12 protein-coding genes are annotated in these 17,276 nt (G+C 39.6%); 9 read left to right on the top strand and 3 right to left on the bottom strand.

Features of this window, described 5'->3' with window-relative positions; translation table 11 throughout:
- Positions 1-14: 14 nt before the first annotated feature.
- The gene (locus H6G06_RS00140) at positions 15-347 is read right to left on the bottom strand and encodes a DUF565 domain-containing protein (RefSeq protein ID WP_190555895.1); all 333 of its coding nucleotides are present in this window, start codon (positions 345-347) and stop codon (positions 15-17) included.
- Positions 348-473: 126 nt separating this feature from the next.
- Here H6G06_RS00140 and H6G06_RS00135 point away from each other — a divergent pair, with 126 nt between their 5' ends.
- The 4 genes from H6G06_RS00135 to H6G06_RS00120 all read left to right on the top strand — a co-directional run bounded on the left by H6G06_RS00135 (position 474) and on the right by H6G06_RS00120 (position 5,762).
- Positions 474-1,100 carry a hypothetical protein gene (locus tag H6G06_RS00135; protein WP_190555893.1) on the top strand — a complete coding sequence of 209 codons (627 nt, stop codon included), beginning with the start codon at positions 474-476 and terminating at the stop codon, positions 1,098-1,100.
- Positions 1,101-1,122: 22 nt separating this feature from the next.
- Complete coding sequence (locus tag H6G06_RS00130) at positions 1,123-2,082, top strand: AAA family ATPase (protein WP_190555891.1); 960 nt, start codon at positions 1,123-1,125, stop codon at positions 2,080-2,082.
- Positions 2,083-2,394: 312 nt separating this feature from the next.
- Positions 2,395-3,759: a DUF58 domain-containing protein gene (locus H6G06_RS00125; protein ID WP_190555889.1), complete on the top strand. Its 1,365-nt coding sequence runs from the start codon at positions 2,395-2,397 to the stop codon at positions 3,757-3,759.
- Positions 3,756-5,762, top strand: coding sequence for a transglutaminase-like domain-containing protein (locus H6G06_RS00120; RefSeq protein WP_190555887.1), 2,007 nt, complete (start codon positions 3,756-3,758; stop codon positions 5,760-5,762). The genes H6G06_RS00125 and H6G06_RS00120 overlap by 4 nt, the downstream gene beginning before the upstream one ends.
- Positions 5,763-5,837: 75 nt before the next feature.
- On the opposite strand, the gene H6G06_RS00115 is transcribed toward H6G06_RS00120, so the two are convergent.
- Entirely contained in the window at positions 5,838-6,383 is a 546-nt protein-coding gene (locus H6G06_RS00115) for a hypothetical protein (RefSeq protein ID WP_190555885.1), read from the bottom strand.
- A 197-nt stretch (positions 6,384-6,580) separates the two neighbouring features.
- Here H6G06_RS00115 and H6G06_RS00110 point away from each other — a divergent pair, with 197 nt between their 5' ends.
- A complete protein-coding gene (locus H6G06_RS00110; RefSeq protein ID WP_190557180.1) occupies positions 6,581-8,419 on the top strand; it encodes an ArnT family glycosyltransferase in 1,839 nt (612 codons plus the stop codon).
- Positions 8,420-8,489: 70 nt separating this feature from the next.
- Here H6G06_RS00110 and H6G06_RS00105 read toward each other — a convergent pair whose 3' ends face one another.
- Positions 8,490-11,777, bottom strand: coding sequence for an ATP-binding protein (locus H6G06_RS00105; RefSeq protein WP_190557178.1), 3,288 nt, complete (start codon positions 11,775-11,777; stop codon positions 8,490-8,492).
- A 644-nt stretch (positions 11,778-12,421) separates the two neighbouring features.
- Between H6G06_RS00105 and H6G06_RS00100 the strand changes: the two genes are divergently transcribed.
- The 4 genes from H6G06_RS00100 (at position 12,422) to H6G06_RS00085 (ending at position 17,171) form a co-directional block, all read left to right on the top strand.
- Positions 12,422-13,018 (top strand): KaiA family protein, encoded by a 597-nt coding sequence (locus H6G06_RS00100; RefSeq protein ID WP_190555883.1) that lies wholly within the window; start codon positions 12,422-12,424, stop codon positions 13,016-13,018.
- A 171-nt stretch (positions 13,019-13,189) separates the two neighbouring features.
- Positions 13,190-13,504 (top strand): circadian clock protein KaiB, encoded by a 315-nt coding sequence (gene kaiB, locus H6G06_RS00095; protein WP_190555880.1) that lies wholly within the window; start codon positions 13,190-13,192, stop codon positions 13,502-13,504.
- Between the two features lie 85 nt (positions 13,505-13,589).
- The gene (gene kaiC, locus H6G06_RS00090; RefSeq protein WP_190555878.1) at positions 13,590-15,134 is read left to right on the top strand and encodes a circadian clock protein KaiC; all 1,545 of its coding nucleotides are present in this window, start codon (positions 13,590-13,592) and stop codon (positions 15,132-15,134) included.
- Positions 15,135-15,266: 132 nt separating this feature from the next.
- Positions 15,267-17,171: a TolC family protein gene (locus H6G06_RS00085; RefSeq protein WP_190555876.1), complete on the top strand. Its 1,905-nt coding sequence runs from the start codon at positions 15,267-15,269 to the stop codon at positions 17,169-17,171.
- Positions 17,172-17,276 lie beyond the last annotated feature (105 nt).

Below are 17,276 nucleotides of genomic sequence, written 5' to 3'. Positions count from 1 at the left end.
AATAACATTACAGGTTACGAACCTAACTTAAAGGCTTCTAAGAACAGACTGTAGATGAAACCAACTTTGAGAAAGTTAAGAGTTTCTACCCAAAGGGCTTGTCTAGCTAAAAAGCTGCGACTGTAAAAGATTCTGCTGGTAATCTCTGTCAGTAGAACTAAAAAAGCCGCTATGACAATATCTAACTCCGCCTTTTGTCCAGCAGTAGTAGATACTGCCGATCCCAGAAAAAAACCAAATAACCAACTAATTAACAGTAGTGATAGTCGCCGCCAAGGATTAACAAGCCATTGCCCCAAACTCCTAGCAATGGTATCGAATAGGTTGTTAAGACGAGTATTTTGCATGAATGAGACAGTGAGGACTGGGTAACAGGAATGGGCAATGGGTAATAAATTATAACTAATTACCACTGACAACTGACAACTGACAACTGACAACTAAGAAAAATCTTATCTCTAAAAACTATCATTATGAAATCTTCCATGTATCGTAACTTGGCGGTTATAACCTGTGCATTAGGACTACTGGGACTTGTAGCCGGATGCTTAGGACTAAGTGTATCCTTTGAGTCTGATCAGCCAAACGTTTTATCAACACTTGCGGATCAAACCCCCACATTCAACGAGAAGACAGCCCCACCAACTGCATCCGACAAAGTTATATCTGCTAGTGTGAGAACCACCCCAAGCAAGCAATCAGAAAAACCCAGCCCAGAAAATTCCTCCCCTGTCTTGCCTAATAAAGTTGACTCCAACAATAAAAGCAAGAACTTAGGTAGTTTGCGAATGAGTAATCAAACAAATCAGCCTGTACGTATAGCCCTATTAGCGCGACATTTAGCAGACAAAAGCTCCTCAGCCAGCAAAACTAAATATAACCTTCCAGCGCATTGGGATTTTGATCCCCAAGAAGGTAGTGAAAATGGTTTAATTTTATCTCTCCCAGAGGGTAATTTAAAACTAGAGAAGGGAGATATTTTAGTAGCATTTGCCCAAGATGGCTCCCGACGCTATTGGGGTCCTTATGTTGTTGGGGAAACTTCTTCACCAAAATGGAATTCCCAAACCAAAGAATGGCAATTGGTACTAACTCCGTAATTGGGATTAATGAGCAACGAAAATGCACAATCCAACACCAGAACCTAATCTATCCGGCAGAGAAATTTATCAACGCATTTGTGACAACATTCAAAAAGTCATGAAAGGGCAATCAGCAGCAATCAGAAAACTGCTGGCTGCCTTTGCTAGTGGTGGACACATTTTACTAGAAGATTCTCCTGGAACTGGTAAAACCACTTTAGCGAAAGCCTTAGCATTTTCTGTAGATGTAAGCTTTAAGCGAATTCAATTTACACCTGATTTGTTACCATCTGATATCTTGGGTGTTTCAATTCTCAACCCCAATGCACAAACCTTTAATTTCCATGATGGTCCAATTTTTGCCCATATTGTTTTAGCTGACGAAATCAACCGCGCTTCACCCCGCACCCAGTCAGCACTATTAGAAGCAATGGCAGAATTTCAAGTTACGGTTGATGGTAATTTACGAAAACTTAAAGACCCATTTTTTGTCATAGCTACACAAAACCCCGTCGAATCTCGTGGTACTTATCCCCTACCAGAAGCGCAAATGGATCGGTTTGCACTGCAATTTAGTCTCGGTTACATCTCAGCAGAAGAAGAAGTTAACCTCCTATCAGACCAAATTCAACAACATCCCATTGATACCATTCAATCATGTGTTGATCTCCAGGAAATCATCACCTTAAAACAGCAAGTTAAACAAATTAGAATCAATGCAGAATTAAAACGTTATCTTGTGGATATTGTTAACGCTACTCGTACCGCCGAAGGTGTACAATTAGGAGCTAGTCCTAGAGCATCTATTACCCTAATGAAAATTGCTCAAGCATTAGCTTTATTTGATGGTTATGAATTTGTTACACCGGAACATATTCAAGAACTTGCAGTATCTGTAATCTCTCATCGCTTAGTCATGGAACCTCAAGCGCGTTTCTCTGGAAAAACCGCAACAGGTGTAGTTGAATATATTATTAAATCTGTTCCTGTTCCAACTTAAAGATTTTAGATTTTTGTTTGATGATACAAATTCAAATATCAGAAATACCTGAACGCAGATAAACGCCGATAAACGCAGATGAATTGATTGGTTATGTGATTTAATTCGGTTCTTCAGTACCTAATATGCAAAATCAAGTCAAAAAAACCTCGTAAAGCTTAATATACATAAGAAATAAGCTATAATTTTGAACATTATTACAAAATATTGCCTATTTACCCTGTTCCCCGTTCCCTGTTCCCTGTTCCCTCTTTCAGACTGGTGATTTAGCATAACAAGTACGGTAGAACCTTTAATTCTGGAATTTATCAGATGTTAAAACCGAAAATACCAAAATTTATATATCAACTTTATCATTTTAGTTCAGCACTGCAACATAAACTCACCAAACGAGTAACCATTAGTGGTTTTGCAGTAATTTTTTGTTTAATTTTTTCAGCCGCTTTGGGTTTGGATACTACCCAAAACATGACCTATCAAATATTTACTTTCTTATTATCTATTATCATCATTTCTACTTTTTCTAGTCTATTATTTCGCTCCCGCTTTAGCGCGACTCGCACCTTACCCCGGTTCGCAACCGTTGGGGTTAAATTAAAATACAGGATTATTATTCATAATAAAACTAATAAAACGCAAACAAACCTGAAATTATTTGAAAACTTCGCAGACCCTCGTCCAACTTTAAAAGAATTCCTAGAAACACCAGAACCTGAAGAAAATAAACGTAGTCCTTTAGATATTAAATTAGGTTCTTATCGGTGGTTATGGTTAGTTTCTCGTAAACAGTGCGGAACTGCAAAAACAATAGAAATACCCCCACTTCAACCCAATAGTAAAACAGAAATTTTTGGAGAAATCACACCCACTCATAGAGGATTAATGCGGCTTGTAAGTGTGACAATAGGGATACCAGATCCTTTTGGTCTTTTTAATGCTTGTCAAACTATTTCATTACCGCAATCTTTATTAATTCTCCCCAAATTATACAAACTACCACCAATTCAACTACCTGGGCTAAGAAAATATCAATCTGGTGGAATAGCATTAGCTTCTTCTGTAGGAGATGCAGAAGAATTTCGCTCTTTACGAGAATATCGTCCTGGAGATTCTATCCGCAAAATTCACTGGAAAAGTTGGGCAAAAATTGGTAAACCCATCGTCAAAGAAGAACAAGATGAATTTTTTGTGCGTCACGCATTGATTTTGGATACATTTCAAACTGAAAAATATAGCCAAATTTTAGAAGAAGCGATATCAATAGCGGCTTCTTTAGCTTCTGATATCCAAACTCAAGAATCTTTATTAGACTTGATGTTTGTGGGAAATGAAGCTTATTGTTTTACTTTTGGCAGAGGACTTAGCCATACAGAAAAAATGTTAGAAATTCTCGCTTCTGTTGGTTCTTGTCGGGATAAATATTTTGATTCAATCATCCCAGTCGTGTTAGAAAAAATTTCTATGTTAAGTGGTTGTATTTGTATATTTATAGCTTGGGATGAACATAGAAAAAAATTAGTAGAATATCTTAATAATATGGGTATACACACATTAGTTTTAATTCTTACTAATAAACCGCCCGATGAATTTAATAAAAGTCAACTAATACAGTCTGAATTAACAACTTTCCAGATTTTAAATGTTAGCAATATTCAACAGGAATTGATGCAATTATGAAAACACCACCGTTACTGCTTGCTGCTGCTTTAATGTTTTGGGGTTGGCAAACCGGACTATGGATTTTTGCTATATCAATCGCTCTAGTTCTAGAATGTTCTCGCTTTGTGCAGTCTCGTTGGGATTTTTCTATTGATGACATCAAGCGTATTGCTAATTTATGCTTGGTTATTCTTGTTTCAGTGAGTATTTATTTATTAATTGCTAACCGTTCTTTTTATATAGTCTACACTCTTTTACAGTGGCTACCTATTGTCTGTTTCCCACTGATAGCCGCTCAGATTTATGCTGTTAATGAAAGTATCAACATGACTACACTTTTTTTAACATTTAATGATGAAAAACTAGGGAAACAAAGTAACAGTTTTAGTATTAATTTAACTTACCCATATTTTGCTCTTTGTATTTTAGCAGCCAGTAATGCTAACACTGAAGATATATCTTTTTATATTGGGATGTTTGTACTTACGGCTATTGCGCTTTGGACTGTTCGTTCTCAACGATTTTCAACTATAATCTGGCTTTGTTTGTTCCTAACTGCGGGAAGTATTGGTTTTATAGGACAGATAGGACTACATCAACTTCATCTGCAAGTAGAAAATCAAGTAGTGTCTTGGTTTAGCGATGCTATTGGACAAGAAATAAATGCTTTTAAAAAAGAAACAAGCATGGGCGAAATAGGTGTCTTAAAACAGTCTAATGATATCGTTTTTAGAGTAAATGCTGCAAATCAAAATCATTCTCCTTTACTGCTGAGAGAAGCAACTTATAATAAATATCAATCTTCTTTGTGGATAGCAGTAAATCCAGAATTTACTCATCTTAAACCCGATAATCATACAACTTGGCGGCTAGGAAATCAACCAGATAATAATTCTAGCCTCACTATTTATGGTACATTAAATAATGGTAAAGGTATTTTGAGGTTAGCTGATGGCACATTTGAAATAAATGATTTACCAGTTAGCGAAATGGAGAAAAATAAATATGGGACTGTAAAAGTAACAGGCAACGTCAATGATATCGCTTATAAAATTAAATTTAATCAGCAGTTTTCTTTAGATAGTCAACCCACAGCAGATGATATACAAATTCCCAAAGCCGAACAATCAGCCATAAATCAAATAGTTAATAAACTGGATATTCAAGGAAAATCACCCCAACAAATATTACAAATTGTAGACGCATTTTTGCTAAAAAATTATCGTTATTCACTCCAACTTACAGGTAAAGATCAGGCTTCCACACCTTTATCAACATTTCTACTCACAACTCGATCTGGACATTGTGAATATTTTGCTAGTGCAACTACATTAATTTTGCGTGGTTTAGGTATTCCAGCCCGTTATACTGTAGGTTATTCTGTTCACGAATTTAGCAACTTAGAAAAGCAATATATTGTCCGTAGTCGTCATGCTCATGCTTGGACAATGGTATATATAAATGGTAAATGGCAAGCCTTTGACACAACACCGTCTGACTGGACAAGTATTGAAGATGCAACTGTTTCTAAATTATCAATAATTTCTGATTTATGGTCTTTTTGGGGTTTTCAACTTTCCAGTTGGTTAAGAAATATTAGAAGTAGTGATTTATTTAAATATATTTGGTGGCTGTTGCTGCCATTATTTTTGATGATGATAGCTAAATCTGCTCCGCCAAAAAAAGTGCGGCGTGTATTTAAGAAACAGATATTACCTACAGAAATCAATAAATCTGAAGTAGATATAAGCAAGGATTCTGAATTTTACTTGATTGAAAAGGCATTAAATGAATTAGGATTTATACGTCAACCTTCAGAGTCTTTAAAGAGTTGGATGCTGAGGCTAAAAGAGGAAATACCTACATCTGATTTGATTGACGAGCTATCATCTTTGATTGATCTTCATTATCGCTATCGTTTTGATCCCCAAGGAATTAAAGATGCGGAAAGAGCAGGATTAAAATCTGCTGTGCAGTCATGGTTAGATAAATATAGCGGTCAGCGGTCAACAGTCAGCTAAAACCGTTTTTTAGACTGAATTTTTTCCCCATTCCCTATTCCCTATTCCCTGTCACCTATGTTTGTTTCTGGAAAGTTACCGCAGACAGCGTGTAGGTGGTAATTTATTGCCTAAATTGTAGGCATAAAGCCGTTTAAAATCCACGATGGCTTGGCGGTAGTGTATTGGTTGACCAAATGCTGTACGTTTACCATAGGGTATGGCTTTGGCAACTTGCAAAATTCCTTCCTTGTCCCAATTTACCAGACGCGAACCTTGAGCTTTGGCTGGTATTTTTTGACGACCAATACCACCAATCACTTCTAAACCTTCACCGACTAAGCGATTGCTCAAAGTTCCTCTTAAACACAGGCTTTCTTCCCCTAATGTCCTAGTATCATAATAAGTTCCCACAACCTGATTTCCTGTTTTCCGAAATAAAAAACAATTACCAATGATGGCATCTGGAGAAGCTACATTAGTTGTTTTGGGTTGTTGACTACAAAACCGATAGTTACCATTAGAAAGTTGATTGAAATCAATAGCGGCGGGTTGAGATAGGCTCTTATCAGTATTCATCGCACTGTACAGCAGCAAGCCTACAGTTACCAATGGCAAAGTGAATAAATTAGAGCGGTTCATATTTGAGGGTCTATATAAGTAAACACAGTTTGATACAAATGCTTTAGGCACTTTCCAGAAATGCCTTCTTCCTCCTGCCCCCTGGCTTTTGCCTTTTGCCTGCTGTGATGTGAGAACAAAATCAAACTAATAAACGACTTTTGAATTATTGTGTTGATCAGAAAGGCGCGATTCACCGTGTCTGTGAATATGGATTTATGAGGCTAAAATTGAGCGTTACTCGTCCTGTTGACCAATGGTTGAACAAAATAGAACAGCGTCCAGCCCTTGCTGTGACTATTTCCATAGTATGGTTGCTGTTGATTAACTGGATAGCGTTTGGCTGGAATTTGGGCAACGTTGGCTTGGTTGACGAAACTGAGCCACTGTTTGCTGAAGCTTCCCGGCAAATGCTAGTTACAGGTGATTGGATTACACCGTTTTTTAATGGTGAAACTCGTTTTGACAAACCAGCTTTAATTTACTGGTGTCAAGCGATCGCCTACTCCATTATGGGTGTAAATGAATGGGCAGCACGCATACCCTCAGCATTAGCAGCAACTGGTGTCACCGCTTTAGCATTCTACACTGTACAGTGGCATCTGGGCAAAAAAGATGAATTAGAACAAGCTGCAAATCCTAGTCGTCGTTACTTAACAGCGGCTGTTGCATCAGCTTTAATCGCAATCAACCCGGAAATGATTGTTTGGGGCAGAATCGGTGTTTCTGATATGTTACTCACCGGTTGTATAGCCTCTGCTTTGCTCTGCTTCTTTTTGGGATACGCTCAAAATTCTGCCCCTTCCCCCTTCCCCAATAAATGGTACTTGGCCTGTTATGTGCTGATTGCTGGGGCAATTTTAACCAAAGGACCAGTAGGAATTGTTTTACCAGGACTGATTATGATTGCCTTTGCCTTATACCTGGGCAAATTCTGGGAACTGTGGCGAGAAATGCGCCCAATTTTGGGACTATTCATAGTATTCCTGATATCTGCTCCCTGGTATGCTTTGGTGACTTGGCGCAATGGCTGGAATTTTATTAACGCCTTTTTTGGTTATCACAACATAGAACGGTTTACAGAGGTTGTTAATGGTCACTCAGCCCCTTGGTATTTTTACTTTTTAGTAGTGTTGTTGGGTTTTGCACCATATTCAGTTTTTATACCTGCTTCCATAGCGAGATTAAAATTTTGGCAGCGTTGGCTCCGTCCACCGCAGGCATCGCATTTACTCAACCAGGAACGTTCTCAACAACTGGGTCTATTTGCCTGTTTCTGGTTTCTTGGTGTCTTCGGCTTTTTCACCATCGCTGTCACCAAACTTCCCAGTTATGTATTACCTTTAATGCCAGCAGCAGCTATTCTGGTGGCTTTACTCTGGAGTGACCTGTTCTCAAACACACAAATTGATCAAGCTTTCCGCATCAGTGCTTGGGTGAATGTGGCCTTTTTATCAACCATAGCAGTAGCCTTATTTAACCTCTTCAAGCTAGTAGGCACAGACCCCGCTGCACCTGAATTGTACCAACAAATTCAAAACTCAGGTTTAACAACTGTGGGGGGTATAATTTGGCTTGTTGCTGCTATTGTTATCGCTGCTTTAATCTTGAGTCATCGTTTTCGTCCTATCATTGCCGTTAATGTTGTGGGATTTGTGGCATTTTTGGCTCTGGTTTTAATGCCTGCTTTGTTTTTGATGGATGAACAGCGTCAGCTACCTTTAAGACAATTATCTGCGATCGCAGTTCAAGAAAAACAACCTAATGAAGAATTAGTCATGGTCGGTTTCAAAAAGCCGACAGTAACTTTCTACACTCAAAAAACTGTCAAATATCTGAAGTTTTCCCAAGAAGCTCTAGATTATATTCACAACCAAGCAGCGGCCAAAGTCCAACCACCATCACTACTACTTTTAGCCGAGCAGAAAAAGCTGCTCGAAATGGACTTACCACCAGATGATTACAAGAACATTTCCACCCAAGGCGCTTATCATCTCATTCGCATTCCCTTCCAACGAATTAAAAAAGAACAAAAAGACAAAATGAAAATTTCATAATTGGTAATTGGTAATTGGTAATTGGTAATTAGGTTATTAACCTCGCCAGTCCCCAGTCCCTAGTCCCCAATCATCCCTTTCCTAAAGCTTGATTAATCTGAATTAATAAGTCTTCCATGGAAATAGAACGAGGTAATATCTGGGTAGCGATACCTTCGGTTAGATCCGCTAATTCACTAACGACATTTTCTTTCGATTGATATTCATTCTTTTTCGTTTTCCCACTTTCTGTATCTACCTGATTTAAACTTTTGCCAAGTACCAAAATTGGCGGTAAATTCAACGATAAATCTGACAAATCTTTTAACGCTTTTTGTACTTCTTTCTGATTGGCAGATTCTCCTAAACAAATTAGTAGTAAATCAACACTTTGATGGCGAATTTGTTGCAACACTTCCGCCCAACAGTTACCCATAGCTGCTTTAAAACCGGCAGTTTGTAAATACTGAATTAAAGCTTGAAACCACTCGGAACCACGTTCAGGATTTGGGGATGAATTACCCCGTCCATAGTCAATTTTAAGTGTTTGGGTAGCGTCTCGTAGAGAAGATTTTTTTTCTAACCGATAACCCTTAGTTTGCTGGCGTTTTCCCTGTGGCAAATCAAGCAACATAGTCACATCTACCACTAAAATATTAGGAGGACAGCCAATACCAGAAGCAATTTGTAACACTGATAATAAAGGATCTGGTTTTCCTTTGCTGCTGGCGTTTTCCCTGCCTAAAGGAGTTAAGCAAGGGAATACACCTAATCCTGGTATTTGGGAAGCTGCCAAGGTAGTGGCTACATCACAAGTTACCAAAGGTAAATTCGCTAACCTTTGGTACTTAGTCAACTGTTGCAGATAATGATGGGCTATAGAATTGTCAACATCCAGCAAAATTACATCGAACTGCCACACCCGTGCTAAAAGTTCTGCTTGATCCAAATCATCTACTTCAATGACTCGATGTTCCCGCAGGGAAGGTTGGGGATTAACAGACTCTAATTCTGGATTCACCAACCGCAGAATCCGCAGCGGAGTTTTCGTTAGTGCGATATCGTTATTTTCTAAACCTATCTGCTCAACTTCTGGTGCAGCACATAATCTTTCTAGGATAGGTACTAAAGCTTGATGCTCGACTGGTAAGCTCAAGAAATCATCAGCCCTGTTAGCATAAGCGTGTTCCTTTTCTGCGCCCGTAGCTGTAACAATGACAGGAATATGGCGAGTTGCACTATCAGATTTTAGTAAAGTCAGCACATCCCAACCTGAGAGTAGGGGTAGCAACGGATTCAAAAATATAGTTTTTGGTTGCAAGCGACGAGCTTTTTCTAGTGCTTCTGTCCCCGAACGGGCAATTACCACCCGATAACCTAAACCTTTAAGATGTTGGGTGAGGTCTTCAATATATCGAGCTACTGCCTCAACTACTAATATTAAACGTTGAGAAGAAATAGGTTGATGTGATTCTGAATTTCCCCCTTCTGATTCAGCAAAGCTGGTTTTCGGGGGACAAGGTGGTAATAGCAGTGTAAACTGGCTACCTTTGCCTTCACGAGACAAAAAGCTGACATCTCCACCATGCAATCGAGCTAAAGCTCTTGTTAATACCAGCCCCAAACCAGTGCCTTCAAATTGGCGAGTCAGGGGATTTTCTAACTGTTGGAATTTTTGAAATATTAAATGTTGTTGATGTTCGGGAATACCAATACCTGTATCCCAGACTGTAAAAGCGATCCACCCTTCCCAGCGATTTACCCGCAGTCCAATTTCCCCAGAAGTTTCAGTGAACTTAAAAGCGTTGGAAAGTAAGTGTACCAGCATTTGGCGCAAGCGTAATTCATCTGCGACCATCTGCTCTAAGCCTGGTTCAATGGTGAGGCTGAATTGGTGATTAGATGACGACAGGGTGGCTTTGCTGGGTTGACTGTTGAGTGTTTTTGCTTCTGATAAAGCGCGATCGCACACTTCCCGAATTTGTACTGGGGATGGAGTGAGTTCCATCTGTCCAGTTTCCATCCGAGTCAAATCTAAAATATCATTTACCACACTCATCAAATGGCGGCCACTTTTATGAATCAAACCCGCATAACGCGCTTGTCGCTCGTTGAGTTCTCCTAATTGTTGATCTACAAGTAATCTTGACAAGCCTAAAACTGCTGTCAAGGGGGTTTTCAGTTCATGGCTAATACAAGCTAAAAACTCATCTTTTAACCGATTGAGTTGAATTAAATCGGCGTTTTTAGCTGCCAGTTCTTTGAAAAGTTGTTGCTGTTCGGTGACATCAGTGGCTAAAACTAACCACAGGTCATCCGTTAATTGTTCTGAGTTCTCAGTTGAGAGAATAACTTCTGAATCTCCACTCCAGACTTTCAACTCGGGACTATCCAAGGGGATTTTAGCAAACTGCCAAATTCGCTCTTGACCATTCTGTACTTCGACAACACAAGTACAAGTTCCCTGTTGAGCATCCAAATAGCAGTGACTGGATGCCGCATTTGCTCTTCCCTGTGCTTCCTGCATCATTGCTAAAACTGATGTTGAGCGAGGTACTTGACTGGTTGGGGGCAAGTTATTCCCTCCCGGAGTCCGTTTCATCGACGTAGGGGGATCTTCGGTTTCACCCCTGCGAATATCAGGATTAACCTTTAGTGTTTGTTGATTGATGTATTCTGCATCTTCACGGCTGACAGGAGACAGGATAGTTTCTACCTGTAGCCTGATTCCTTCTGGATCTTTCAACACTCCCAATTGTTGCCACCAAGCTGGATTTTGTGTTAGTACTTCGCCCGTACTTGTTTGCAACATTAAAGGCCAAGGCAGTCTTTCCAGCAACTGCACTAAAGGGTTGTTTTTGAGTGGCTGATGTTGTTTTTGCTTGTTGGAGCGAGTTTCTACCCTAGTATTATTCTCCGTTTTGCCTGTAACGTTAGAGGCAATTGTGACTTTATTCTTAGCGAAAAAGCTTAATAGGCGTGTGTTATCAAGCAGACCCAAAAATTTACCATCTGAGTCAATCAACGCCCAATCTAAATTTCTATTTTTTTGGTTTTGTTGGTAACGTAAAAACAAACTTAATTTATCCAGTGGCTCAGAAGCTGGTATTGTCTGTATGGGCAAAATCAGACTCGGATTCAATGTTGAGATTGGCTGTTGCAGATTTAAAAACGTTTCACCACTGGCAGCTGCTAATAATTTCGGTATCAACCGTGCAGAATACAACAATCCGATGGGACATTGTTGTCGATTTACCACTACCAAGCGATCGCACTGCTCTTTCTCCAAAATCTCCAGCACCACTGCCAGAGTACTTGTTTCTGAGCAGCTGGGTACGGTTGCTAGAAAGTCATAAAGCGGGTACTGTAGCATTAACATAAGGCTTAGGGGTTCTTTCTTCCTGTAGTTGCCTCTGGCATCAACATCTGCCAAAGTGCTGATGGTTTTCATGCCTGAAGCCATGTCCTCCAAGAAGATGCATACAATCTTGCTTGGTGAGACTGTAAATATATCGAAGCAACGAAAGCAGCTTTGATAGGCAATTGCTTAATCCCATAATTCCCAGAGTGGCTATGCTTGCCTGTGCCACTTTTGTGAACTAGCAGACATTCTCACCAGTATCCTACTGGTATGGAAACTCCTGATCGATAGTTACAGCTAAAACAATTATCGCTCCAAAGATTCGTTTTAGAACCTTGAGGAATTATAATGATTTAGAATGAGACAATACTTTAAGTTCGTTTATGTATCTTATCAAGGAGCAAATTTAAAAAATCTATATTCAGATAGATATACATATATAGGTCATAAAATTAGCTACTGCATACTCTCTACTAAACGCTTTACTAATTACCTACTAAGTTATACCACTCACTGGCAAAAACAAGTTAGGGATGGGCAATTTCTAAATATTTGTTGACACAAGGCGTTCTTTACCCTGCGTACTTAAAAACTTTTACCAAAATTAATCCGCACTGAACCTATACTCTCGGCGATCAATCATCTAAATATATAAAGAGTAAATGATATTACCTATATTATTGATTTGGCTACCAGATGTTAAGAAATATTTATATAATCCTGAGACTGTGAATAAGCAACAAGGCTTTATTGGGCAGTTGAGGAATTTTATTGATGAGATTTTTTACCAATTATTTACTTTGCCCCTGACTGTTAGCACTCCGACAAAAATACAATATTTACACAACAAGAGACAGGTAAGCACCTATCAATTATTGAAGCATTATGATCAATATGTTCTTGTATTGGCGTGTAATGAACAAAAAAACCAGCAATGCTTTCAAGAAATGAGTCCAGCCGAAAAGCAGGAAATATTAAATGATCTCAAAGCAGATTACCGCAAAATTCTGCTCAATTACTTTATCACAGAGAAAACTCTAAAAACTACCATTGATAAATTTATCAACGCCTTATTTTATGCTAATATTCCTGTGCCACAAATTATAGAAATTCACATGGAACTTATTGACGAATTTTCCAAGCAGTTAAAGTTAGAAGGAAGGAGCGATGAAACGTTACTTGATTATAGATTGACATTGATAGATATACTGGCGAATTTGTGTGAAGTATATAGATGTTCGATTTCTAAAATAAACTGAACAAAGTCATACTATTTGGGATTTTGGTTCAGGATTTTTAGATTCAATGATTAACAGGATTTATTTTAAAATCATTAAGATTCATCCTATTTACACTGACATCTGTTATTGATTCAGATAGATACCTCAGCATATTTTGGATTCCTATTCTCATATCTAGCCTGTAAATTTATGAATAAAGCCAGAAAAACCTATGTTCTCAAGCTTTATGTAGCAGGGAACACACCCAACTCCGTGCGAGCATTAAGCACACTCAAAAACATATTAGAACAGGAGTTTGAAGGAGTTTATGCTTTAAAAGTGATCGATGTCCTCAAAAACCCACAGTTAGCAGAAGAAGATAAAATATTAGCCACACCAACATTATCGAAGATTTTGCCGCCTCCCGTTCGCAAAATTATTGGTGATCTTTCGGATAGGGAAAGAGTTTTAATAGGCTTAGACTTACTTTATGAAGAATTGAGTGAAGAAGACTGGGAACAGTAAAATATTTAGTCATAAAATTCATAAAAACTGAGTACAAACTTTAGTAATTTTTAAAATCGGTTTAAATACCCATATATGATCAGCAATGAGTGACCAAGAGAAACAAGAACAACAAAAGCCCCAAATTGGTGGTGTAGAGAAAATTCGCACAATGATTGAGGGTTTTGACGATATTAGTCATGGCGGTTTACCAGTTGGGAGAACAACCTTAGTCAGCGGCACTTCTGGTACAGGTAAAACCTTATTATCCCTGCAATTTCTCTATAATGGCATCACCTATTTTGATGAACCAGGAGTATTTGTTACCTTCGAGGAATCACCCAGCGACATTATTAAAAACGCCCATATTTTCGGCTGGAATTTACAAAAACTAATTGACGAGGGAAAACTGTTTATTCTCGACGCTTCCCCCGATCCTGAAGGGCAAGATATCGTCGGTAATTTTGATCTCTCAGCCTTAATTGAACGCTTACAATATGCGATCCGCAAATACAAAGCTCATCGGGTTTCCATAGATTCGATTACAGCAGTATTTCAGCAATATGAAGCCGTAGGAGTAGTGCGGCGAGAAATATTTCGCCTAGTAGCACGTCTTAAACAATTATATGTCACGACTATAATTACAACAGAACGTGGAGAAGAATATGGGCCTGTAGCTTCTTTTGGGGTAGAAGAATTTGTTTCTGACAATGTGGTAATTGTTCGCAACGTTTTAGAAGGAGAACGCCGCCGCCGCACCATCGAAATTCTCAAATTGCGCGGTACAACCCACATGAAAGGTGAATATCCATTTACAATTACCAATGCAGGAGTCAACATCTTCCCCTTGGGCGCAATGCGTTTAACCCAGCGGTCTTCAAATGTGCGCGTATCTTCAGGAGTCAAGACTCTAGATGAAATGTGTGGAGGTGGTTTCTTTAAAGACTCGATTATTTTAGCCACAGGAGCCACAGGTACGGGTAAAACTCTCTTGGTCAGCAAGTTTATTCAAGATGGCTGTGTCAGCGGTGAGAGAGCAATATTATTTGCTTATGAAGAATCCCGCGCTCAACTGTCTCGTAACGCCTATTCTTGGGGAATTGACTTTGAGGAATTAGAACACCAAGGTTTATTAAAAATAATTTGTACCTATCCCGAATCAACTGGTTTAGAAGATCACTTACAAATTATTAAATCAGAAATTGCTGATTTTAAACCAGCCCGGATTGCTATTGACTCCCTTTCAGCACTGGCTAGAGGCGTAAGCAATAATGCTTTTCGCCAGTTTGTCATTGGTGTCACAGGCTATGCTAAACAAGAAGAAATCACAGGCTTCTTTACCAATACAAGTGACCAATTTATGGGTTCACATTCAATTACGGATTCTCATATTTCCACGATTACTGATACTATTCTTATGTTGCAGTACGTAGAAATTCATGGAGAAATGTCACGGGCAATCAATGTATTTAAAATGCGGGGGTCGTGGCACGATAAGGGGATTCGCGAGTACAATATTACGGCTGACGGACCTAATATTAAAGATTCCTTCCGTAATTACGAGAGAATTGTCAGTGGAGCGCCTACCCGCGTTAGCATAGACGAAAAGGCGGAACTTTCTCGCATTGTCAAACGTTTTGAAGACAAATAGACTGCTCAATCCTGAAAGAATATCAATTCATTCGGTATAGCAGTATATTATTTGCTTCATATAGTGTCGTGCTATATTCTGTGTGAAGACAAGTTTTCTGCCGCTAGATGGTTTTTCGTGTGAGGGGATGCGGTGAAAGGACAGCAATTATTCCATAGTTTCTTACCTGGTGTAACAGCAGCGGTATTAACAACTCAGTCTGCTTGGGCTGGAACCGTAAAAGTTAGTGAAGTAAAGCTGGTGTCTTCTCCTAGTGTGTTGACTGCAACTGATGTGAAAACCTCCGTTGTGGAAAGCAATAGGCAACTGCCCATTACTGCGGTTGATAATTCTCCAGCCTTTGTACCTACGCTTGATTTTAGTCAACTCAGTATGCAGCCGCTGGCTAATCAGAGTGTGACGGATATCACTGCGGTCAATAATACCTATGTGCCAGCAGAAAAAAGCCCGAAAACATTTGTACCAATTTCAGTTACTGGTGCAAAAGTAGCACAGCTAACAGAGGCAAATAAATGTGTACAGGCACAGCAGAAAAACCAAGCTGCTTTGCTCCTAGCCTCAAAAAGCTGTTCACAAAAAAAAGCCACTCTGGAGAGGGTAGCCCAGGTGAGTGTTCCTACTGAATCAGGAACTCCGAATACTTCAGAGCCACCTGCTCAAAATTCAGAACCTGTAACACCTAGACCAACAAGTTCTACAGAGACACCACTTGAACACCTGAATCCCAGTCTTAATCCTCTACAATTTCCTACCAAACCAGAGGAAGTCAGGCTTCAGACAAATCAGCCGATTACATTGGGACAGGCTCTAGAACTGGCCAAGCGAAATAACAACGAATTACAGGTGTCGATATTACAACTGGAACGTAGCAAAGCTGCTCTCAGAGAAGCCCAGGCTTCTTTGTTGCCTACGTTGGGAGTCAATGGTGCAGTTACTAATAGTCGTAGTGCTAATGGTACACTGCAAGCTAAACAACAACAGCGGTTAAATCCTCTTGCCCCTGACGCTGAGGCGGATACCAGTTTCAACACTGAAGCACAACTCAGGTATGACCTTTACACCTCTGGGAGACGAAACGCGGCGATTACAGAGGCTGAGGAGCAGGTACGTTTTCAGGAATTCGATGTAGAAAGGCAATCTGAGGAAATTCGCCTGAATATCGCCACAGATTACTATGCTTTGCAGCAGGCAGATGAAAATGTACGTATTTCTCAATCAGCAGTCGAGAATTCTCAGGCTAGTTTGCGAGATGCTCAGGCTCTAGAACGGGCTGGAGTAGGTACAAGGTTCGATGTGTTGCGATCGCAAGTAAATTTAGCCAATGCCCAACAAGACTTAACTAATGCTCGTTCGCAGCAAGTTATCGCTCGTCGCAGGTTGGCTGTGCGGTTGAATCTGCCGCAGTCGATCAATATTAGTGCTGCTGATCCTGTCCAGTTAGCTGGTCTTTGGGAGCGAACCTTAGAAGATAGCATTGTCTTAGCTTATCAAAACCGTCCCGAACTACAACAGCAGTTGGCACAGCGGAATATTAGTGAGCAGCGAAGAAGACAAGCTTTGGCTTCTTTAGGACCGCAAATTAGTTTAGTCGCCAGCTATAACTTGCTAGATGTGTTTAATGATAGTATCAACATTAGCGATGGGTATTCAGTGGGAGTACAAGCCACGCTAAATTTATATGATGGTGGTGCAGCAAAGGCAAGAGCAGCCCAGGCAAAATCTAATATAGCGATCGCCGAAACTCAATTTGCTGAACAACGTAACCAAATTCGCTTTCAGGTAGAACAGGCTTATTCTAGCCAGCTATCTAACTTGGAAAACGTGCAAACTGCTAATGCGGCTCTAGAACAAGCCAAAGAGTCTCTGAGATTAGCGCGTTTGCGTTTCCAAGCTGGTGTAGGTACTCAAACGGATGTCATTAACGCAGAAAATGAATTGACAAGATCCGAAGGTAATCGCATCAGAGCAATTTTGGATTACAATCGTGCTTTGACAGAGTTACAACGCCACGTCACATCCAGAGCTTTTAATAAGTAAACAAATAAAAACTGTTTAAAAGCCCCAAAAAGCCTCATTTAGCAGTTTAATTACTAGCAAATGAGGCTTTTTGGTCAATAACCAATGACCAATGACCAATAACCA

Source organism: Anabaena sphaerica FACHB-251 (assembly GCF_014696825.1).
Lineage (GTDB): Bacteria > Cyanobacteriota > Cyanobacteriia > Cyanobacteriales > Nostocaceae > RDYJ01.
The sequence above is the reverse complement of the archived record's forward strand: the minus strand, read 5'-3'. Positions and strand labels throughout refer to the sequence as shown.